The 21,475-nt window shown below is 61.1% G+C and carries 16 protein-coding genes and 1 tRNA gene; 15 read left to right on the plus strand and 2 right to left on the minus strand.

The genetic code is table 11. The features are described from left to right. Window positions 1-215 precede the first annotated feature (215 nt). The 9 genes from N7568_RS08245 to rplL all read left to right on the plus strand — a co-directional run bounded on the left by N7568_RS08245 (window position 216) and on the right by rplL (window position 6,761). A tRNA-Trp gene (locus N7568_RS08245) sits at window positions 216-288 on the plus strand. A gap of 80 nt (window positions 289-368) precedes the next feature. After that, a complete protein-coding gene (secE, locus tag N7568_RS08250; RefSeq protein WP_261609395.1) occupies window positions 369-650 on the plus strand; it encodes a preprotein translocase subunit SecE in 282 nt (93 codons plus the stop codon). A gap of 114 nt (window positions 651-764) precedes the next feature. Beyond that, window positions 765-1,637 carry a transcription termination/antitermination protein NusG gene (gene nusG, locus N7568_RS08255; RefSeq protein WP_261609396.1) on the plus strand — a complete coding sequence of 291 codons (873 nt, stop codon included), beginning with the start codon at window positions 765-767 and terminating at the stop codon, window positions 1,635-1,637. A gap of 130 nt (window positions 1,638-1,767) precedes the next feature. After that, window positions 1,768-2,199 (plus strand): 50S ribosomal protein L11, encoded by a 432-nt coding sequence (gene rplK / locus N7568_RS08260; protein WP_011775609.1) that lies wholly within the window; start codon window positions 1,768-1,770, stop codon window positions 2,197-2,199. Between the two features lie 130 nt (window positions 2,200-2,329). After that, complete coding sequence (gene rplA / locus N7568_RS08265; protein ID WP_090817733.1) at window positions 2,330-3,037, plus strand: 50S ribosomal protein L1; 708 nt, start codon at window positions 2,330-2,332, stop codon at window positions 3,035-3,037. 109 nt (window positions 3,038-3,146) lie between these two features. Then, window positions 3,147-4,256 (plus strand): GNAT family N-acetyltransferase, encoded by a 1,110-nt coding sequence (locus N7568_RS08270; RefSeq protein WP_261609397.1) that lies wholly within the window; start codon window positions 3,147-3,149, stop codon window positions 4,254-4,256. Further along, complete coding sequence (locus N7568_RS08275) at window positions 4,235-5,404, plus strand: GNAT family N-acetyltransferase (RefSeq protein WP_439898969.1); 1,170 nt, start codon at window positions 4,235-4,237, stop codon at window positions 5,402-5,404. Before N7568_RS08270 ends, N7568_RS08275 begins: the two co-directional genes overlap by 22 nt. A gap of 300 nt (window positions 5,405-5,704) precedes the next feature. Further along, on the plus strand, window positions 5,705-6,307 hold the full coding sequence (rplJ, locus tag N7568_RS08280) for a 50S ribosomal protein L10 (protein ID WP_089595808.1): 603 nt from the start codon (window positions 5,705-5,707) through the stop codon (window positions 6,305-6,307). Between the two features lie 76 nt (window positions 6,308-6,383). Further along, window positions 6,384-6,761, plus strand: a complete 378-nt coding sequence (gene rplL / locus N7568_RS08285; RefSeq protein ID WP_090817745.1) for a 50S ribosomal protein L7/L12 — start codon at window positions 6,384-6,386, stop codon at window positions 6,759-6,761. 131 nt (window positions 6,762-6,892) lie between these two features. Here rplL and N7568_RS08290 read toward each other — a convergent pair whose 3' ends face one another. Then, entirely contained in the window at window positions 6,893-7,387 is a 495-nt protein-coding gene (locus N7568_RS08290) for an aminoacyl-tRNA deacylase (protein WP_261609399.1), read from the minus strand. Further along, window positions 7,387-8,586, minus strand: a complete 1,200-nt coding sequence (locus tag N7568_RS08295) for an acetyl-CoA C-acetyltransferase (protein WP_261609400.1) — start codon at window positions 8,584-8,586, stop codon at window positions 7,387-7,389. The genes N7568_RS08290 and N7568_RS08295 overlap by 1 nt, the downstream gene beginning before the upstream one ends. Window positions 8,587-9,025: 439 nt before the next feature. Between N7568_RS08295 and rpoB the strand changes: the two genes are divergently transcribed. The 6 genes from rpoB (at window position 9,026) to tuf (ending at window position 21,401) form a co-directional block, all read left to right on the plus strand. Continuing rightward, window positions 9,026-12,532, plus strand: coding sequence for a DNA-directed RNA polymerase subunit beta (gene rpoB / locus N7568_RS08300; RefSeq protein WP_261609401.1), 3,507 nt, complete (start codon window positions 9,026-9,028; stop codon window positions 12,530-12,532). A gap of 104 nt (window positions 12,533-12,636) precedes the next feature. Next, window positions 12,637-16,536 carry a DNA-directed RNA polymerase subunit beta' gene (locus tag N7568_RS08305; protein WP_261609402.1) on the plus strand — a complete coding sequence of 1,300 codons (3,900 nt, stop codon included), beginning with the start codon at window positions 12,637-12,639 and terminating at the stop codon, window positions 16,534-16,536. Between the two features lie 412 nt (window positions 16,537-16,948). Further along, window positions 16,949-17,323, plus strand: coding sequence for a 30S ribosomal protein S12 (gene rpsL, locus N7568_RS08310; protein ID WP_009358312.1), 375 nt, complete (start codon window positions 16,949-16,951; stop codon window positions 17,321-17,323). Between the two features lies 1 nt (window position 17,324). After that, on the plus strand, window positions 17,325-17,795 hold the full coding sequence (rpsG, locus tag N7568_RS08315; protein WP_003803829.1) for a 30S ribosomal protein S7: 471 nt from the start codon (window positions 17,325-17,327) through the stop codon (window positions 17,793-17,795). A 69-nt stretch (window positions 17,796-17,864) separates the two neighbouring features. Then, window positions 17,865-19,979, plus strand: coding sequence for an elongation factor G (fusA, locus tag N7568_RS08320; RefSeq protein WP_261609403.1), 2,115 nt, complete (start codon window positions 17,865-17,867; stop codon window positions 19,977-19,979). Window positions 19,980-20,210: 231 nt separating this feature from the next. Continuing rightward, a complete protein-coding gene (gene tuf, locus N7568_RS08325) occupies window positions 20,211-21,401 on the plus strand; it encodes an elongation factor Tu (protein WP_011775598.1) in 1,191 nt (396 codons plus the stop codon). The last annotated feature ends 74 nt before the right edge of the window (window positions 21,402-21,475 follow it).

A 21,475-nucleotide genomic window follows, 5' to 3' on the forward strand; every position in this document is an offset into this window, starting at 1 on the left:
TGATGGGATTCGACGTAAACTACCTTATGCTGTTCTGCGGACCTCCCGGGCGCTTGCCGGGCTTTGTGACTGATATTGCTGGTCACAGGCTTTTGCAGCTGGGAGAGCCGGAATCGAGCCGGTTCGACTATCGAGAAATTCTTGCGTAGACTGGTTCACCGGTGTTGAAAAGCACCACAGGCTGAAGTGCGGCCTGAAACATGGATTCGATCCATAGGGTAGTGGCGCAATTGGTAGCGCAGCGGTCTCCAAAACCGCAGGTTGCAGGTTCGAGTCCTGTCTGCCCTGCGCAAGCTGTCCCGGCGGAAACGCCGGGGCACGCGCAGCAACCATGGCTCTGATCAGAGTCGGGTCAACGACTTTGCAAGGTGAGTGAGGACCAGGTGACCGAAACAGCTGCCAGCAGCTCGAAGGGCCGTCCCGCCAAGAAAGCCGATCGTGGCTTCTTCGCCCGTATTGCACTCTTCGTCCGCCAAGTTATTGGTGAACTGAAGAAGGTCGTTGCGCCCACCCGCAAGGAACTGATCAATTACACGCTCGTGGTGCTGGTGTTCGTGGCCATCATGATGCTCATCGTCAGCCTGCTGGACATCGCCTTCGGGACGGGAGCCAGCTGGGTATTTGGCGGGTCAGGCGCTACGGACCGCTAAGCGGATCTGTCCGCAAACTGTGTGAAATTCCTTGGTAGTTCAAGGATTTTGCGGGGTTTGCGGAATTGAGCCATTTAAATAGGCATGTTAGGCAATGAGGAAGCAGGAGACCAAGTGTCTGAGCAGGAGCTCGAGGTAAACGAGACTGAGCTGGGCGGATCCGCCGAGGACTCAGCCGACGCCACGGCAATTGTCGCGGAAGAGTCCGAGGTTGATTCCGCTGCGCCCGAATCTGCCGACGTCGACGCCGACGATTCCGAAGAAGACTTCGAAGCTGACGTAGACGGGGAGTCTGACGACGCGTCCGGCGAATCTGCCGACGAAGAAGATGCTTCAGTAGAGTCCGACGGCGACCACCTGGCAGCTGCCGCTGCTGCAGCGCCGGCCGATCCGGCCGAAGAATTCAAGGCCAAGCTGCGCCGCCAGGAAGGTGACTGGTACGTCATCCACTCCTACGCCGGTTACGAAAACCGTGTGAAGGCCAACCTCGAGACCCGCATCCAGACTTTGGACATGGAAGATTACATCTTCGAAATCCAGGTCCCCATGGAAGAGGTCGTCGAGATCAAGAATGCGCAGCGCAAGGTCATCAACCGCGTTCGCATTCCCGGTTACGTCTTGGTCCGCATGGACCTGACCGACGCCTCCTGGGGCGCCGTTCGCCACACTCCCGGCGTCACTGGCTTCGTGGGCAACGCCCACAACCCTGTCCCGCTGCGCCTCGACGAGGTCTTCTCCATGCTTGCCCCGGTCTTCGAAGAAGAGCAGGCAGAGCAGGGCAAGCCGGTCAACAAGCAGAACCAGGCTCCCGTGGCCGTCGACTTCGAGGTCGGCGAGTCGGTCATCGTCAAGGAAGGTCCGTTCGAGACCCTCCCGGCAACGATCTCCGAGATCAAGCCCGAGTCCCAGACCCTCGTGGTGCTGGTCTCGATCTTCGAGCGCGAAACCCCGGTGACGCTCGCATTCAACCAGGTCACCAAGATCTAGCTGATTCCAAAATTTCGCTCCAGTCCTGCCTGCTTAGCAGTTCGGGAGCGGCCGGCCGCCTCGCCATGGCGGCCAAAAACCTGGGACGCGCTCCTGCGCCCCAGGAAGATATTGAGAGAAGGACCCTACATTGGCTCCCAAGAAGAAGGTCACCGGCCTCATCAAGCTGCAGATCCAGGCAGGTGCCGCTAACCCGGCTCCGCCGATCGGTCCTGCGCTTGGCCAGCACGGTGTCAACATCATGGAATTCTGCAAGGCGTACAACGCTGCAACGGAATCCCAGCGCGGAAACGTTATCCCGGTGGAAATCACGGTCTACGAAGACCGTTCCTTCACCTTCATCACCAAGACCCCGCCGGCTGCAGAGCTCATCAAGAAGGCTGCAGGCGTCGCCAAGGGTTCGGCTACCCCGCACACCGTCAAGGTTGCCAAGCTGACCCAGGCCCAGGTCGAGGAGATTGCTTCCACCAAGATGGAAGACCTCAACGCCAACGACATTAAGGCAGCTGCCCTGATCATCGCAGGCACCGCCCGCTCCATGGGCATCACCGTAGAAGGCTAATTCCAGCTTTCTACCGCCGGGCAACCGGCACCTGAAACATTGAAATGTCGCAGGATCCTTGCCGGATCCACGACTGTGGCAGGGCCCAGCGCGGTCCGCAGACCACAACTGCACAAGGAGAAACAGCAGCATGGCAAAGCGCAGTAAAGCATATGAGGCAGCCGTAGCCAAGATCGAGGCAGACAAGGTCTACGCCCCGATCGAAGCCATCACCCTCGCGAAGGACACCAACCCTTCCAAGTTCGACGCAACCGTTGAGGTAGCTTTCCGTCTGGGCGTTGACCCGCGTAAGGCTGACCAGATGGTTCGTGGCACCGTCAACCTGCCGCACGGCACCGGTAAGACCGCCCGCGTCCTCGTTTTCGCAACCGGCGACAAGGCCGAAGCAGCAATCGCTGCCGGCGCCGACTTCGTTGGTTCCGATGACCTGATCGAAAAGATCGCAGCCGGCTGGACCGACTTCGACGCCGCAGTGGCAACCCCTGACCTCATGGGCAAGGTTGGCCGCCTCGGTAAGGTCCTCGGCCCGCGTAACCTCATGCCGAACCCGAAGACCGGTACGGTTACCCCGGATGTCACCAAGGCTGTCAACGACATCAAGGGCGGCAAGATCGACTTCCGCGTCGACAAGCACTCGAACCTGCACTTCATCATTGGCAAGGTTTCCTTCGACGCCAACAAGCTGGCCGAGAACTACGCAGCTGCACTGGAAGAGGTGCTTCGTTTGAAGCCGTCCGCTTCCAAGGGCCGCTACATCCAGAAGGCTACCGTTGCCACCACGTTCGGTCCGGGCATCACCGTTGACCCGAACGTCACCAAGGTTCTCACCGACGCGTAAGCTTCGCGAGCACTGGCTCTGATAGAAGGACCGTCCGGCTATGCCGGGCGGTCCTTTTTCTTGGCTTGTTCCCTGTTCACCGGCAGTGGTGCGCCGTAGGCTGTGGTGCGTGTCGTCGTCGAACTCTGCCGCCCATGCCGGGTTGTCCGTAGAACGGATCCCGGTGCCGAACAGCCCCGACGCGAGCGGGGCGCCCGATTTCCGCGCTTTCCATGATTTGGACGTTGCCTACCACCTGGATCTCTGGGGAAACCTGGACCGGTGCTCCACTCTGGCTGAAGCTGTCCTGTTCTGGCAGGGCAATGAATACGAAGAGCGGCACGTCTTCCTTGCCCGCCTTCATGGAACCGTGGTCGGCAGGGGCACGCTGACATTGCCGCTGAGCGAAAACACGACGACGGCGGGTGTGGACGTCCTGGTGGACGCCGGTTATCGTCGGCGCGGCATTGGGACAAGGATCCTGGCGGTGCTGGAGCAGCTGGCCCGCGAGCGGGAGCGTGTGTCCTTTGACGCGTTTTGCGCGGAGCCAATGAGGCTGCTCACTCCGGGTGGCGGGTTGTTGGAGGCAAAGTCCGGCACGGGTGGCGTCCCGCTGGATTCGGCCTCCACCGGCTTCGCCCTCCATCACGGGTATTCCCTGGAACAGGTCGAAACCAATAGCACGCTGGCCCTTCCGGTCGGGGAAGCCCTCTTGCAGGACCTCGAGGAGCAGGCAAGCAAGCGGGCGGCTGGCTACAGCTTCATCGGGTGGCAGGACCGCTGCCCTGATGAGCTCGTGGACGTGTTCGCCAAGCTCAAAAGCCTCATGAGTACCGAGGTTCCCATCGCGGGACTGGGCTGGGAAAGCGAGGAATGGGATGCCAACCGCGTCCGTGTTGAGGAATCCACCTGGCTGGCGGGCGGGGTCGCTTCCACGGCGGCTGTTGCCCGCCACGACGCCACGGCGGAGTTGGCGGCGTACACCATCCTCACCCACCGCGAGGCTACCCCGGGCATGGTCTACCAGGAGGACACGCTTGTTGCCCCAGGGCACCGGGGGCATGGCCTTGGGATGCTGGTCAAAATAGCCAATCTTCGCCGTATTCAAAAGATCTGGCCGGCCGCCACGTCCGTGATGACATGGAACGCCAATGAAAACCGGCATATGCTGGCCATAAATATCGCCTTGGGGTTCAAGCCTTCCGGCTTTGACGGCGAATGGCAGAAACGGCTGGAATGACTGTAGACGAGGCGAAGACCGTTCAAGTCGAGCAGCTGTGGGTGCCTGACACCCTGGACAGCCCGGACGCTGCTGATTTCATGGATGCCGTAGAAGTAGGGCGCCGGGTCCGCATGGAGACCTGGGGGAGCGACGACCTCGCCTACACTCCCTTGGAAAAGTTGCTGGAATTTTCCGATCCCTATGAGCGCCAGATCATCTTGGTAGCCAAAGTGGACGGGTCGATTGTGGGCACAGTTGATATCGCCTTGCCCTTGGCGGACAACATGGATCTGGCAGAGTTCACGCTGGATATCCTGCCCGAGTATCAAAGCAAGGGCGTTGGCCGCCAGCTACTGGAGGCGGCAGAACAACTGGCCCGGGCCGAGGGGCGCACCATGATCCTCGTCGACACGAACCATCCGGCAACATCGCTGACCGAGGTACCCGAGGACCAGCTCATTCCCGGAAGCGGCGCGGGCTTTGTTCCCGTCAGCAGCAGGGAAGTGGACTTCGCCAAGCGCGCCGGCTACACCCTTCAGCACATTGAGCAGTTCAGTTCCTGCGCGCTGCCGCTTGATTCCAAGCTCGTTGGTGACCTGCAGCTCGAGGCCGAGGAAGCCAACGGTGGACGTTACGCCCTGCACCACTGGACTGACCGCTGCCCTGAACCCTGGCTGGAGGCCGTGGCCGCATTGGAGAACGCCGCCGGTGAGGTTGTCCGTGATGAAGGGGAAGAAGAGGCTGCTGAGGTGCAGGCGAGCGGCATGGTGTTCGATCCCGCTGTTCTTCGCGATACCGAAGACGCCGCCTTGGCGCAGGGCCGCCGCACCGTGGTCACCGCCGTCGAGCATGTTGAGAGCGGACGGCTGGTTGGCCTGACCACCATCAGTGTCCTCGCACACCGCCAGGACGTGGTTTTCCAGGACGACACGCTGGTCCTGCAGGAGCACCGGGGCAACAAGCTCGGCCTGCTTATCAAGGTGTCCAACATGGAAAGGCTCAGTGAGCAGTTTCCGGACGCCCGGGTCATCTATACGTGGAACGCGCCCGAAAACCGTTACCTCCTCACGGTGAACAAGCAGTTGGGATTCACGACGGCGGGTGTCACCGGTCTCTGGCAAAAGGAACTTCCAGGCCGGGACAAGGGGACAACGTCATCGGACTGATCACGGGCCGATTTGGTTTGCCGAACACTCTCCCGTAACCTTGAAGTACCAAAGACCGTCGGTTGATGGGAATCCACTCTTTCGAGCACAGCTCAATTCTGCAGCCACGCCCCTGAGACTACAGTGAATTCCTTGACGAAGGACCCTGAACATAGGGCGGCCGGCGCAGGTGAACGAAGCAAGTCTCCACGGATCAAACCGTGTTGAGCCAAGCCCCGTGCATCTGCGCGGGGCGTTTTTAGTTTTAGCTCTCGTGAGCGGGGACCCGGAAGACCGGCTTTATTCCCCGGAAGGAGGGTTATGACAACGCCTAGCAAGATCTCCGCAGTTGCAGAGATCACCAACGATTTCAAGGAATCGAACGCGGCTGTCCTGACCGAATACCGCGGGCTCACTGTTGCACAGCTCAAGGAACTGCGTGTTGCGCTCGGCCAGGACACCAAGTTCTCGGTCGTCAAGAACACCCTGAGTGCCATTGCAGCCAAGGAAGCTGGTGTTGAAGCATTCAACGATCAGCTTGCCGGCCCCACTGCAATCGCCTTCATCAAGGGTGACGCTGTTGCTGCTGCAAAGAGCCTGACGGACTTTGCCAAGGCCAACAAGCAGCTGGTTATCAAGACCGGCGTCTTCGAAGGCAAGGCATTGGACGCAGCAGGAGTTGCCGCACTGGCAGCCCTCGAGTCCCGCGAGCTGCAGCTTGCACGTGTTGCTGGTGTCCTCAAGGCTCCCGCATCCGCTGCTGCACGCATCATCGACGCTCTGCGCCTCAAGCTTGAAGAAGAGGGCGGCGCATCTGCACCGGCCGCTGAAGAAGCTCCGGCCGAAGAAGCTGCTGTTGAGGCTGCTGCTGAAGAGGTTGCGGCTCCGGCCGAAGCCGCTGAAGCTGCAACCGAAGAGAACTAAGTTCTCCCCCCAATCAAACTCTGGTGCACGGAGCGGCCTGGTCCGCATCTGCACCAACTAATGGAAGGACGCCACCATGGCGAAGCTCAGCAACGAAGAGCTCATTGAAGCTTTCAAGGAACTGACCATCATCGAGCTCTCCGAGTTCGTCAAGCTCTTCGAAGAGACCTTCGAAGTTACGGCTGCTGCTGTTGCAGTTGCTGGCCCCGCTGCCGGCGGTGCTGCTGAAGCTGCTGAAGAGAAGACCGAATTCGACGTCGTTCTCGAAGCTGCTGGCGACAAGAAGATCGCAGTGATCAAGGAAGTTCGCGCCATCACCTCCCTCGGCCTCAAGGAAGCCAAGGACCTGGTTGACGGTGCACCGAAGGCTGTTCTCGAAGGCGCCACCAAGGAAGCCGCAGAGAAGGCAAAGGCTCAGCTCGAAGAAGCTGGCGCAACGGTTACCCTCAAGTAACTCGTCTTGCTTGTGGAAGCCCCGCCCCGTTCCGACAAAGGAACCGGGCGGGGCTTCCTGCGTTTAACGGCACCCCCAAGTAGGTAGCAGTTGAGCGCGTATTGAGGGCTCAAAACGCGCTCAGCTGCTGCTTAGTTGGGTTCGCTGATGTCTGCCACGACGGCGCCGAGAGCGGCGGTGAGGGCATCGGCGTCCACGAAAGCGCTGCGGCCGTGAGCGCCCGCGCCCATCGAGATGCGGCGCCCGGTGATGGTGGCATCGGCGTAGACGGGCCATGGCGTGGTGCTGCCCAATGGGGTGATGGTTCCGCGCTCATAGCCGGTAGCGGCCAGGGCCACGTCCGCGTGGGGCAACGAGAGCTTGTTGACACCCACCAGAGCGCGCAGCTTGGGCCAGGATATCTGCCGGTCCCCGGGAATCAAAGCGAACAGGAAGCTGCCATCGCGGTGTTTGACCACCAGCGACTTCACGATGTCCCCCGGGCTGATGCCCAGGATCCCAGCGGCCTCTTCAAGGCTGCGGGCGGCAGGACGCTCGACGACGTCCACCTCCAGTCCGCGGGCAGCGGCGTCGGAGAGGAATCGTTGTGCGCCGTCCATGCCCGGCTCAACCACTGCGCCGGCCATCAGTCGCGGTACAGGAGGAGGGCTTCACCCTGGCCACCGCCGCCACACAGGGAGACAGCCGCCTTGCCTGTTCCCCTGCGTTTGAGTTCGTGGGCGGCGTGCAGCGCGAGCCGCGCGCCGGATGCCCCGATGGGATGGCCCAAGGCAATCGCCCCGCCGTGGATGTTGCACTTCTCCAACGGATAGCGCAGGTCCTTGAGGGACTGTACCGCCACGGAACCGAACGCCTCATTGATCTCGATAAAATCGAGGTCTTCGGCCGTCCAGCCGGCGCGCTTCAACGCTTGCGCGATGGCGTTCGACGGCTGTGAGTGCAGGGAGTTGTCCGGCCCGGCAACCTGGCCGGGTTTGCCCACCACGGCAAGGTAGTCCAGACCGTTGTCCTTGGCGAAGCGGCGACTGGTGAGCACCAGTGCGGAGGCGCCGTCGGACAGGGGAGAGGAGTTGCCGGCGGTAATGGTGCCGTCAGTTGCGAAAGCGGCCTTGAGCGGCGCCAGGGTTTCAACTGACGTGTTGGGGCGGACGCCTTCATCCGTGGTGAGGACCAGCGGGTCGCCCTTGCGCTGCTTGACGCTCACCGGAGCGATTTCGACGTCGAAGGTCCCGTTCGCAATGGCGGCAGCCGCACGCTGGTGTGAAGCGGCGGCCACCTCATCCTGGGCTTTGCGGTCGATGCCCAGCGTGACGTTCTTGGTTTCCGTGGACAAGCCCATGGACTGTCCGTCGAATGCGTCGGTCAGTCCATCGTGGGCGGCGACATCCAGGGCCTGGATGGTTCCGTAGGTCCAGCCCTGCCGGGATCCGGGAAGGAGGTGGGGAGCCCGGGTCATGGATTCCTGGCCGCCGGCAACAACTACGGTGGCGTCACCGCTGCGGATCATTCGCGCAGCATCAATGACGGCGGTCAGGCCGGACAGGCAAACTTTGTTGATGGTCACTGCCGGGATGTTCCAGCCGACGCCCGCGGCTATGGCACTCTGACGGGCCGGATTCTGGCCTGCGCCTGCCTGGAGGACCTGGCCCATGATGACGGCGTCCACCTGTTCGGCTTTCACGCCACTGGCTGCCAGTGCTGCGGTTATCGCGTGAGCGCCAAGGTCGACGGCGGTGAAGCCCGCCAATTGTCCGTTGAGCCGCCCCTGCGGGGTACGGGAAGCGGCAAGGATGACAACGTCATTGTCGTCAGCGGAGTTGGTCATGGTCTCTCTTCCGATCCGGGAGTGGTGTAGCAAGGCTATCGCGGGGCGTGCGCCAGCCTACTCCTTCAACGGCTGTGCCCACTCCAGCATTCCATGGGGCGATTCCGCGCCGGAGGACTGCCAGTGTGCCCGCCATGGTGCCGGCTTAGGTGCCTGCAGCAACGGTGCTTGCAATCACGGACAATCTGGGGTAGACAGGAAGGCTGCTTTGCCGTATCGTAGATATTTGCGTCTTCCCTGTTAACCTTCAGCCTTCATATAGCGGTGGGCTTTACCTCTCAGCTGCGTCATTGACGTGCCGTTCCTACAACGTGCATGGTCATGGGCAGACTGGGTCCGGGTCATATAGCGGAACCGGAATAAGTATCCTGCGGAGCACTCTGCGGGATGCAAACGGGGGAGATCTGAAAACGCCTGAAGGTCTGTGGAAGGATCCCTCTTGGTCGCCTCGAGCACCTCTAATAACGAAACCGCTAACACGGCAAGCACCGATGGTGCCACCCGCCGCCTCTCATTCGCAAAGATTCACGAACCCCTTGATGTTCCGAATCTTCTCGCCCTGCAGACGGACAGCTTTGACTGGCTCGTCGGAAACGAACGCTGGCAGGCGCGGGTAGCGAAGGCTGTCGAGGAGGGCGACCTCAGCGTCGCCACCACCTCCGGACTTGCCGACATCTTCGAAGAGATCTCCCCAATCGAGGACTTCCAGGGCACCATGTCCCTGAGCTTCTCCGAGCCGGAGTTCGCTGACCCGAAGTACACCATGGCCGAATGCAAAGACCGTGACGCCACTTACTCGGCACCGCTGTATGTCAAGGCCGAGTTCATGAACAACAACACGGGCGAAATCAAGCAGCAGACCGTGTTCATGGGCGACTTCCCCCTCATGACTGAAAAGGGAACGTTCGTCGTCAACGGCACCGAGCGTGTTGTTGTCTCCCAGTTGGTCCGTTCGCCGGGCGCCTACTTTGAGCGCACCGCTGACAAGACCAGTGACAAGGACATCTTCACTGCGAAGATCATCCCGTCCCGTGGTGCATGGTTCGAACTCGAAATCGACAAGCGCGACCAGGTCGGCGTTCGCCTCGACCGCAAGCGCAAGCAGTCGGTCACGGTTCTCCTGAAGGCCCTCGGCTGGACCGAAGGCCAGATCCTGGAAGAGTTCGGCCAGTACGACTCCATGCGTGCAACGCTGGAGAAGGACGCCACCGAGACCCGCGAAGACGCGCTTCTGGACATCTACCGCAAGCTGCGTCCGGGCGAGCCGCCCACAGTCGAGGCTGCCCAGTCCCTGCTGGACAACCTGTACTTCAACGCCAAGCGTTACGACCTTGCCAAGGTTGGCCGTTACAAGATCAACCGCAAGCTCGGCATCGACCGCTCCCTTGGTGACAAGGAAGCTTCGGTCCTGCACGTTGAAGACATCGTTGCCATGATCAAGTTCCTCGTTGCGCTTCACGCCGGCGAGAAGACCCTCATGGGCAAGCGCGACGGCGAAGACCACGAGCTTCGCGTCGACGTCGATGACATCGACCACTTCGGCAACCGTCGCATCCGCGCCGTGGGCGAACTGATCGAAAACCAGGTCCGCACCGGTCTTTCCCGCATGGAACGCGTCGTCCGCGAACGCATGACCACGCAGGACGTCGAGGCCATCACGCCGCAGACACTGATCAACATCCGCCCTGTTGTGGCAGCCATCAAGGAGTTCTTCGGAACGTCCCAGCTGTCACAGTTCATGGACCAGAACAACCCGTTGTCGGGTCTGACCCACAAGCGCCGCCTGTCGGCCCTTGGCCCGGGTGGTCTGTCCCGTGACCGCGCAGGCATGGAAGTTCGAGACGTTCACCCGTCCCACTACGGACGTATGTGCCCCATCGAAACTCCTGAAGGCCCGAACATTGGTCTGATCGGTTCGCTGGCATCCTACGGCCGCATCAACCCGTTCGGCTTCATCGAGACGCCGTACCGCCTGGTGTCCGAAGGTGTCGTTTCCGATGAGGTCCAGTATCTGACGGCAGACGACGAAGCAGAGGTCCTGATCGCACAGGCCAACGCTCCGCTGGATGCTGACAAGAAGTTCGCCGAAGAGACTGTCCTCGTCCGTGCCCGTGGTGGTGGAGGCGAGCCCGTTCTGGTTCCCGCCGGCGAAGTTCAGTTCATGGACGTTTCCCCGCGCCAGATGGTTTCCGTGGCAACGGCTTTGATCCCGTTCCTTGAGCATGACGATGCAAACCGCGCACTCATGGGTGCCAACATGCAGCGCCAGGCCGTGCCGCTGGTCCGTTCCGAGGCTCCTTTCGTGGGCACCGGCATGGAGCGCGCAGCAGCCGTCGACGCCGGTGACGTTGTCATCGCGAAGAAGGCAGGTGTGGTCACCGAGGTTTCCGCCGAGCTCGTTGTGATGATCAACGACGACGGTACTGAGACCAACTACCGCATCAACAAGTTTGCCCGTTCCAACCAGGGCAACTGCTACAACCACCGTGTCCTGGTCAACGAAGGCCAGCGCCTGGAAGTCGGCGGCATCATCGCTGACGGTCCTGCAACGGACCAGGGTGAACTCGCCCTCGGTAAGAACCTGCTCGTGGCATTCATGTCATGGGAAGGCCACAACTTCGAGGACGCCATCATCCTGTCCCAGCGCATTGTTGCTGAGGATGTTCTTTCCTCCATCCACATCGAGGAGCACGAAATTGATGCCCGCGACACCAAGCTTGGTGCCGAGGAAATCACACGTGACATCCCCAACGTGTCCGAGGAAGTCCTGGCAGGCCTGGACGAACGCGGCATCATCCACATCGGTGCCGAGGTTGAAGCCGGCGACATCCTGGTCGGAAAGGTCACCCCTAAGGGTGAAACCGAACTGACCCCGGAAGAGCGACTTCTCCGCGCTATCTTCGGTGAGAAGTCCCGCGAAGTCCGCGACACCTCCCTGAAGGTGCCCCACGGTGAGTCCGGTACGGTCATCGGCGTGCGCGTCTTCGACCGCGACAACGACGACGAACTGCCCCCGGGCGTGAACCAGCTGGTCCGCGTCTACGTTGCAGCCAAGCGCAAGATCACCGACGGTGACAAGCTCGCCGGCCGTCACGGCAACAAGGGTGTTATCTCCAAGATCCTTCCGATCGAGGACATGCCCTTCCTTGCAGACGGTACCCCGGTGGACATCGTCCTGAACCCGCTTGGTGTTCCGGGTCGAATGAACGTTGGCCAGGTCCTGGAAACCCACCTCGGTTGGGTAGCCAAGACTGGTTGGAAGATCGAAGGCGAGCCGGAGTGGGTCAAGAACCTCCCGAACCTGCCCCGTGAAACCGGCCAGACCACCGTTGCCACCCCGGTGTTCGATGGCGCCCGCGAAGAAGAAATCACGGGCCTGCTTGACTCCACCAACGTGACCCGTGACGGCGACCGCCTGATCGATTCCTCCGGCAAGACCCGTCTGTTCGACGGCCGCTCCGGCGAGCCGTTCCCGGACCCGATCTCTGTCGGTTACATGTACATCCTGAAGCTCCACCACTTGGTGGACGACAAGATCCACGCGCGCTCCACCGGCCCGTACTCCATGATCACGCAGCAGCCGCTGGGTGGTAAGGCTCAGTTCGGTGGCCAGCGCTTCGGTGAAATGGAAGTGTGGGCGCTCGAAGCTTACGGTGCCGCCTACACGCTTCAGGAACTCCTCACGATCAAGTCGGATGACATCCATGGTCGTGTGAAGGTCTACGAAGCCATCGTCAAGGGCGAGAACATCCCTGAGCCTGGCGTTCCCGAGTCCTTCAAGGTCTTGATCAAGGAAATGCAGTCGTTGTGCCTGAACGTGGAAGTTCTTTCCACCGACGGAACCACGATCGAAATGCGTGACTCTGATGACGCAGTCTTCACGGCTGCGGAAGAACTGGGCATCGATCTGTCTCGTGCAGAGCCCAGTTCCGTAGAAGAGGTTTAGCAGCGGTTCCGGCGGACGGTGTTAAGGCACCGTCCGCCGGAGCAGCTCCCTCTTCCCGTAACCAAGACTTCAGAATTTAGAGAACAAGAGAGAACAGGGACCATATGTCCAGCGAATCCTCCTTCGGCCTCATGCAGATCGGCCTCGCCACCGCGGAAGACATCCGCGGATGGTCTTACGGTGAGGTCAAGAAGCCGGAAACCATCAACTACCGCACGCTCAAGCCCGAGAAGGACGGCCTCTTCTGCGAGAAGATCTTCGGCCCGTCCCGCGACTGGGAATGCTACTGCGGCAAGTACAAGCGCGTCCGCTTCAAGGGCATCATTTGCGAGCGTTGTGGCGTTGAAGTCACGCGCGCCAAGGTGCGTCGCGAGCGCATGGGCCACATCGAGCTGGCCGCGCCTGTAACCCACATCTGGTACTTCAAGGGCGTTCCTTCGCGCTTGGGCTACCTTTTGGACCTGGCACCGAAGGACCTTGAGAAGGTCATCTACTTCGCTGCCTACATGATCACCAGCGTTGACACGGAAAGCCGTCACGCCGAACTGCCGAACCTCCAGGTCGAGCACGACCTCGAGAAGAAGCAGATGGTGGACAACCGCGACAGCGACATCGCCACGATCGCCCGCGACCTTGAAGACGAGCTTGCCCGTCTTGAGGGTGAAGGTGCCAAGGCTGCCGACAAGAAGAAGGCCCGCGACTCTGCTGACCGCCAGATGGCGAACGTCCGCAAGCGTGCGGACGCCGACATCGAGCGCCTTGAGCAGGTTTGGGACCGCTTCAAGAACCTCAAGGTCGCTGACCTTGAAGGCGACGAAGGCCTTTACCGTGAGCTGCGCGACCGTTACGGCCTGTACTTCGAAGGCTCCATGGGTGCCGAGGCCATCAAGAAGCGCCTTGAAACCTTCGACATGCAGGCTGAGGCTGAGTCCCTGCGCGACACCATCCAGAACGGCAAGGGCCAGCGCAAGACGCGTGCCCTGAAGCGCCTGAAGGTTGTCAACGCGTTCCTGACCACCAACAACAGCCCGCTCGGCATGGTTCTCGACGCCGTACCGGTGATCCCGCCGGAACTGCGCCCGATGGTCCAGCTGGACGGTGGCCGCTTCGCGACCTCCGACCTCAACGACCTCTACCGCCGTGTGATCAACCGCAACAACCGACTCAAGCGCCTGCTTGACCTCGGTGCTCCGGAGATCATCGTCAACAACGAGAAGCGCATGCTTCAGGAAGCTGTTGACAGCCTCTTCGACAACGGTCGTCGTGGCCGTCCGGTCACGGGTCCGGGCAACCGTCCGCTGAAGTCCCTGAGCGACATGCTCAAGGGCAAGCAGGGTCGTTTCCGCCAGAACCTCCTCGGTAAGCGCGTTGACTACTCCGGCCGTTCGGTTATCGTCGTCGGCCCGCAGCTGAAGCTGCACCAGTGTGGTCTGCCCAAGCAGATGGCCCTGGAGCTCTTCAAGCCGTTCGTGATGAAGCGCCTGGTTGACCTCAACCACGCCCAGAACATCAAGTCGGCAAAGCGCATGGTTGAGCGTTACCGTCCGCAGGTTTGGGACGTGCTGGAAGAGATCATCACCGAACACCCGGTGCTGCTCAACCGTGCACCTACCCTGCACCGTCTCGGCATCCAGGCCTTCGAACCCCAGCTTGTGGAAGGCAAGGCAATCCAGCTTCACCCGCTGGTTTGTGGCGCCTTCAACGCTGACTTCGACGGCGACCAGATGGCAGTCCACCTGCCGCTGAGCCCGGAAGCCCAGGCCGAAGCCCGCATCCTGATGCTGTCCTCGAACAACATCCTGAAGCCGTCCGATGGCCGTCCGGTGACCTTGCCTTCGCAGGATATGATCATCGGCCTGTACCACCTGACCACCAAGCGCGTCGGCTCTGCCGGCGAAGGCCGCATCTTCTCCTCGGTTTCGGAAGCCATCATGGCGTACGACGCCCGTGATCTGCACCTGAACTCCCAGGTCAAGATCCGTCTGGACGACTTTGTGCCTTACGCAGGTTGGGAAGCTCCGGAAGGTTGGGAGCCCGGTCAGCCGGCTCTCGTCCAGACCTCCCTGGGCCAGGTCATCTTCAACCAGACGCTGCCTGAGGATTACCCGTGGGTTGAGGCTGTTGCCGACAAGGGCGAACTGTCCCGGATCGTCAACGACCTCGCCGAGCGTTACCCGAAGGTTGTTACCGCGGCAACGCTGGACAACCTGAAGGATGCCGGTTTCTACTGGGCCACCCGTTCGGGTGTCACGGTTGCTATCTCCGACATCGAGGTGCCTACTTCCAAGCCTGCCATCCTGGCCGGTTACGAGAACATGGCAGCCAAGATCCAGGGACAGTACGACAAGGGCCTGATTGACGACGACGAGCGTCGCCAGGAACTGATCGAGATCTGGAACAAGGCAACCAACGAAATCGCCCAGGCGATGCGCGACAGCCTGTCCCCGATGAACACCATCAACCGCATGGTGTCCTCCGGTGCACGTGGTAACTGGATGCAGGTCCGCCAGATCGCGGGTATCCGTGGTCTTGTGGCCAACCCGAAGGGTGAGATCATTCCTCGCCCGATCAAGTCCTCCTACCGCGAGGGCCTGTCGGTGCTGGAATACTTCATCGCCACGCACGGTGCCCGTAAGGGCCTGGCCGATACCGCTCTCCGTACCGCCAACTCGGGTTACTTGACCCGTCGTCTGGTGGACGTTTCGCAGGACGTCATCGTCCGCGAAGAGGACTGTGGTACCGAGCGCGGTCTGCTGACGCCGATCGCCGTGCCGGACTCCAACGGTGAGCTCGTCCTGGACGAGAACGTCGAGAACAGCGCCTACGCACGTACGCTGGCTGTCGACGTCGTCGATGCCCAGGGCAACGTCCTGGCTGCCGGCGGCACCGACTGCGGCGACGTCGTTATCGACCAGCTGCTGGCTGCAGGCATCACCGAGGTCAAGGTCCGCTCCGTGCTCACCTGTGAGTCCAAGGTCGGTACCTGTGCACTGTGCTACGGCCGTTCGTTGGCCACTGGCAAGACCGTTGACATCGGCGAGGCCGTGGGCATCATTGCCGCACAGTCCATCGGTGAGCCCGGTACCCAGCTGACCATGCGTACGTTCCACACCGGTGGTGCTGTATCCGCCGGTGGTGGCGACGACATCACCCAGGGTCTGCCCCGTATCCAGGAGCTCTTCGAAGCCCGTACTCCGAAGGGTGTCGCACCGATTGCTGAAGCAGCCGGCCGCATCACCATCGAAGAGTCCGAGCGCCAGATGCGCCTGGTCATCACTCCGGACGATGGTTCCGAAGAGATTGCCTACCCGGTGCTGCGCCGTTCACGTCTCCTCATTGAGGATGGCGAGCACGTCAGCGTCGGCCAGAAACTGATCAACGGTCCTGTGGACCCGAAGCAGGTTCTGCGCATCATGGGTCCGCGTGCTGCACAGAAGTTCCTTGTGGACGAAGTTCAGGGCGTTTACCGCAGCCAGGGTATTGGTATCCACGACAAGCACGTCGAGGTTATCGTCCGCCAGATGCTGCGCCGCGTGACCGTCATCGAATCCGGCGACTCCGACCTGCTCCCCGGTGAGCTTGCAGAGCGTGCCCGCTTCGAAGACGAGAACCGCCGCGTCGTATCCGAGGGCAAGTCCCCGGCTTCGGGCCGTCCGGAACTCATGGGTATCACCAAGGCTTCCTTGGCTACCGAGTCCTGGCTGTCGGCAGCTTCCTTCCAGGAGACCACCCGCGTTCTTACGCAGGCGGCCATGGAAGGCAAGAGCGATCCTCTGCTCGGCCTGAAGGAAAATGTCATCATCGGTAAGCTCATCCCGGCTGGTACGGGTCTGCCCCGCTACACAGAGGTCACTGTGGAGCCGACGGAGGAAGCAAAGGCAAGCCTGTTCACCGGCCCCAGCGCTTTCACCGACTTCTCCTATGACGCCCTGGGTGGCGACGGCGCTCCCGAGTTCCACGCCATCCCGTTGGATGACTACGATCTCGGCAACGACTTCCGCTAAAAAACGGTTGTCAGCGCTTTGACGGTCAGGCCCCGCACTCTTGAGTGCGGGGCCTGACCCGTTAACGCACTTTTGCGGGGCGACCCGGGGGAGTGGAGGCCGACGCCGGCACCCGGCTGCCGCCGTCGCCCTCCATACACCCGATTAAGGCGCGAGATCAAGCCGTGCTAGACTTTTGGTAATTGTTCTGTGTGGCAGTGGATGAAGGCCGCCGCAGCATCATTTTGGTTTTGTTCTCATGGTGCTGGGTGGAGCCTGTTTCCGGGTTGCGGGCAACATGCGCAACGAATGCCGCACTTTTGCACGCCTACCGGAGTTTCGGCCGGCTGCACGAGCAACGCCAAAGTTCCCACGTTTACACCGGCTGGCGCCTGTGTGTGGGGGCAGAGATCAAACAACGGAGAACACGAAAGTGCCTACGATTAACCAGCTGGTCCGCAAGGGCCGCACGCCGAAGGTCTCCAAGACCAAGGCTCCCGCGCTGAAGGGCAGCCCGATGCGCCGCGGTGTTTGCACCCGCGTCTACACCACCACCCCCAAGAAGCCGAACTCGGCTCTCCGTAAGGTGGCACGTGTGCGTCTCAACGGTGGCGTAGAAGTTACCGCCTACATCCCGGGTGTTGGCCACAACCTCCAGGAGCACTCCATCGTGCTCGTCCGTGGTGGTCGTGTGAAGGACCTTCCGGGTGTCCGCTACAAGATCGTCCGCGGCGCACTCGACACCCAGGGTGTCAAGAACCGCAAGCAGGCCCGCAGCCGTTACGGCGCAAAGATGGAGAAGAAGTAATATGCCTCGCAAGGGTCCGGCCCCGAAGCGGCCGCTAGTTTCCGATCCCGTTTACGGCTCCCCGTTGGTCACGCAGCTGATCAACAAGGTTCTTGTTGACGGCAAGAAGTCCACCGCAGAGCGCATCGTTTACGGTGCACTCGAAGGTGCACGTGCCAAGTCCGGCGGCGACCCCGTTGCCGCTCTCAAGAAGGCCATGGACAACGTCAAGCCTTCCCTCGAGGTGCGTTCACGCCGTGTTGGTGGCGCCACCTACCAGGTTCCGGTTGAGGTCAAGCCGGGTCGCTCCACCGCCCTCGCTTTGCGTTGGCTCGTGGGCTACTCCAAGGCCCGCCGCGAGAAGACCATGACCGAGCGCCTCCAGAACGAAATCCTGGATGCCTCCAATGGTCTTGGTGCCGCTGTGAAGCGTCGCGAAGACACCCACAAGATGGCCGAGTCGAACAAGGCCTTCGCACACTACCGCTGGTAAAAACTTTCCGGACGCCGCCGGCTCACTGAGCCGGCGGCGAACGTGTAGTCCATCCGAAAGGGAGACCCCGTGGCACAGGACGTGCTTACCGACCTTAATAAGGTCCGCAACATCGGCATCATGGCCCACATCGATGCCGGCAAGACCACCACTACCGAGCGCATCCTGTTCTACACGGGTGTGAACCACAAGATCGGCGAGACGCACGACGGCGCTTCGACGACTGACTGGATGGAACAGGAAAAGGAACGCGGCATCACCATCACGTCTGCCGCCGTGACTTGCTTCTGGGACAAGAACCAGATCAACATCATCGACACCCCGGGCCACGTTGACTTCACGGTTGAGGTTGAGCGCTCCCTGCGCGTCCTCGACGGTGCAGTTGCAGTGTTCGACGGCAAGGAAGGCGTGGAGCCGCAGTCCGAGACTGTTTGGCGCCAGGCTGACAAGTACAACGTTCCGCGTATCTGCTTCGTCAACAAGATGGACAAGCTGGGCGCTGACTTCTACTTCACCGTAGACACCATCATCTCCCGCCTTGGTGCCAAGCCGCTGGTCATGCAGCTGCCCATCGGCGCTGAGAACGACTTCATTGGTGTTGTTGACCTCCTCGAAATGCGCGCCCTGGTTTGGCCTGGCGACGCAAAGGGTGACGTCACCATGGGCGCTTCCTACGTAGTGCAGGAAATCCCGGCGGACCTCCAGGCCAAGGCTGAAGAGTACCGTGCACAGCTCGTAGAGACTGTGGCCGAGGCTTCCGAAGAGCTCATGGAGAAGTACCTCGAAGGTGAAGAACTCACCCTTGAGGAACTGAAGGCCGGCATCCGCAAGATGACCATCAACTCCGAGCTCTACCCGGTGTTCTGTGGTTCTGCCTTCAAGAACCGCGGTGTCCAGCCGATGCTTGACGCTGTTGTTGACTTCCTGCCGAACCCGCTCGACGTCCCGCCGATGATCGGTCACGATCCCCGCGACGAAGAGAAGGAACTCACCCGCAAGCCCTCTGCTGACGAGCCGTTCTCGGCCCTCGCCTTCAAGATTGCTGCGCACCCGTTCTTCGGTCAGCTGACCTTCGTCCGCGTGTACTCCGGTCACGTTGAGGCCGGCGCCCAGGTGGTTAACTCCACCAAGGGCAAGAAGGAACGTATCGGCAAGCTGTTCCAGATGCACGCCAACAAGGAAATGCCCGTTGAGGGCGCTACCGCCGGCCACATCTACGCAGCCATCGGTCTGAAGGACACCACCACGGGTGACACCCTGTGTGATGCCAACAACCAGATCGTCCTCGAGTCCATGAGCTTCCCGGAGCCCGTGATCTCGGTTGCCATCGAGCCGAACACCAAGGGTGACCAGGAGAAGCTCTCCACGGCCATCCAGAAGCTCTCCGCTGAGGACCCGACCTTCCAGGTCTCCCTCAACGAAGACACGGGCCAGACCATCATCGCCGGCATGGGCGAGCTCCACCTGGACATCCTGGTGGACCGCATGCGCCGCGAATTCAAGGTCGAGGCAAACGTCGGCAAGCCGCAGGTTGCTTACCGCGAAACCATCAAGCGGGCAGTCGAGCGTCATGACTACACGCACAAGAAGCAGACCGGTGGTTCGGGTCAGTTCGCAAAGATCCAGATCGCGATCGAGCCCATGGACACCGCCTCCGGCGAGCTGTACGCATTCGAGAACAAGGTCACTGGTGGCCGCGTTCCGCGTGAATACATTCCGTCCGTTGACGCTGGTATCCAGGATGCACTGAACGACGGCGTCCTGGCCGGTTACCCGGTTGTCGGCATCAAGGCCACGCTCATTGATGGCGCGTCCCACGATGTTGACTCCTCGGAAATGGCGTTCAAGATCGCCGGCCGTATGGCTTTCAAGGAAGCTGCACGCAAGGCGAACCCTGTTCTGCTCGAACCGCTGATGGATGTTGAGGTCCGCACACCTGAGGAATACATGGGTGATGTTATTGGTGACCTGAACGCCCGCCGTGGCCAGATGCAGTCCATGGAGGACGCAGCAGGTGTGAAGGTTATCCGTGCACACGTTCCGCTGTCCGGCATGTTCGGCTACATCGGTGACCTCCGGTCCAAGACCCAGGGTCGCGCTGTGTACTCCATGACGTTCAACAGCTACGCGGAGGTCCCGAAGGCAGTTGCCGACGAGATCATCCAGAAAACCCGCGGCGAGTAATCTCCCGGTAACGGATGCAATTCCGGTATCGGGAAGGCATCTAAGCGCTTGAGGCGGGGCTGCGGCGACAGCCGCGGCCCGGCCCCAGCGCAAACAGGCTCGAGGAACTACCATTGGTTCCTGAATCTGCAATTTCACCAAAACCAAGCCCCCAAGTAGACTTGCTAAAGTTTCTGCCGCGAAAAGCGCGGCCGAGGAGCACTTCACTTGAAATCGTTCTAGGAGGAACCTGTGGCAAAGGCAAAGTTCGAGCGGACTAAGCCGCACGTCAACATCGGCACCATTGGTCACGTTGACCACGGTAAGACGACGCTGACTGCCGCCATTTCCAAGGTGCTGTACGACCAGTACCCGGATCTCAACGAGCAGCGCGACTTCGCGTCGATCGACTCTGCTCCGGAAGAGCGCCAGCGCGGTATTACCATCAACATCTCCCACGTGGAGTACCAGACCGAGAAGCGCCACTACGCACACGTAGACGCCCCGGGTCACGCTGACTACATCAAGAACATGATCACCGGTGCTGCCCAGATGGACGGCGCAATCCTCGTGGTTGCTGCAACCGATGGTCCGATGGCTCAGACCCGTGAGCACGTTCTGCTCGCCCGCCAGGTTGGTGTTCCCTACCTGCTGGTCGCACTGAACAAGTCCGACATGGTTGATGACGAAGAACTCCTCGACCTCGTCGAAATGGAAGTTCGTGAGCTCCTGAGCTCGCAGGGCTTCGATGGCGATGAGGCTCCGGTTGTTCGCGTTTCCGGCCTCAAGGCTCTGGAAGGCGACCCGGTTTGGGTCAAGTCCGTCCAGGACCTGATGGCAGCTGTCGACGAGTCCGTTCCGGACCCCGTACGTGACCGCGACAAGCCGTTCCTGATGCCGATCGAAGACGTCTTCACGATCACCGGTCGTGGCACCGTTGTTACGGGCCGCGCCGAGCGTGGAACCCTCGCCATCAACTCCGAGGTTGAGATCGTTGGCATCCGCCCGATCCAGAAGACCACGGTTACCGGTATCGAGATGTTCCACAAGCAGCTCGACGAAGCATGGGCCGGCGAGAACTGTGGCCTCCTGCTCCGCGGTCTGAAGCGCGACGATGTCGAGCGTGGCCAGGTTGTCGTCAAGCCGGGTTCCATCACCCCGCACACCGACTTCGAGGCCAACGTCTACATCCTTTCCAAGGATGAAGGCGGACGTCACAACCCGTTCTACTCCAACTACCGCCCGCAGTTCTACTTCCGTACGACGGACGTAACCGGCGTTATCACCCTGCCGGAAGGCACGGAAATGGTTATGCCTGGCGACAACACTGAGATGACCGTTGCGCTCATCCAGCCGATCGCTATGGAAGAGGGCCTCGGCTTCGCTATCCGCGAAGGCGGCCGCACCGTTGGTTCGGGACGTGTCACCAGCATCATCAAGTAGTCTCTACTTGTAGATCGGTGATACTCCGGCCCAGCCGGTAGTTAGCTAGAAAGAACCCCACCGCTACGGCGGTG

Source organism: Paenarthrobacter aurescens, from assembly GCF_025421775.1.
Taxonomy (GTDB): Bacteria; Actinomycetota; Actinomycetes; order Actinomycetales; family Micrococcaceae; genus Arthrobacter; species Arthrobacter aurescens_B.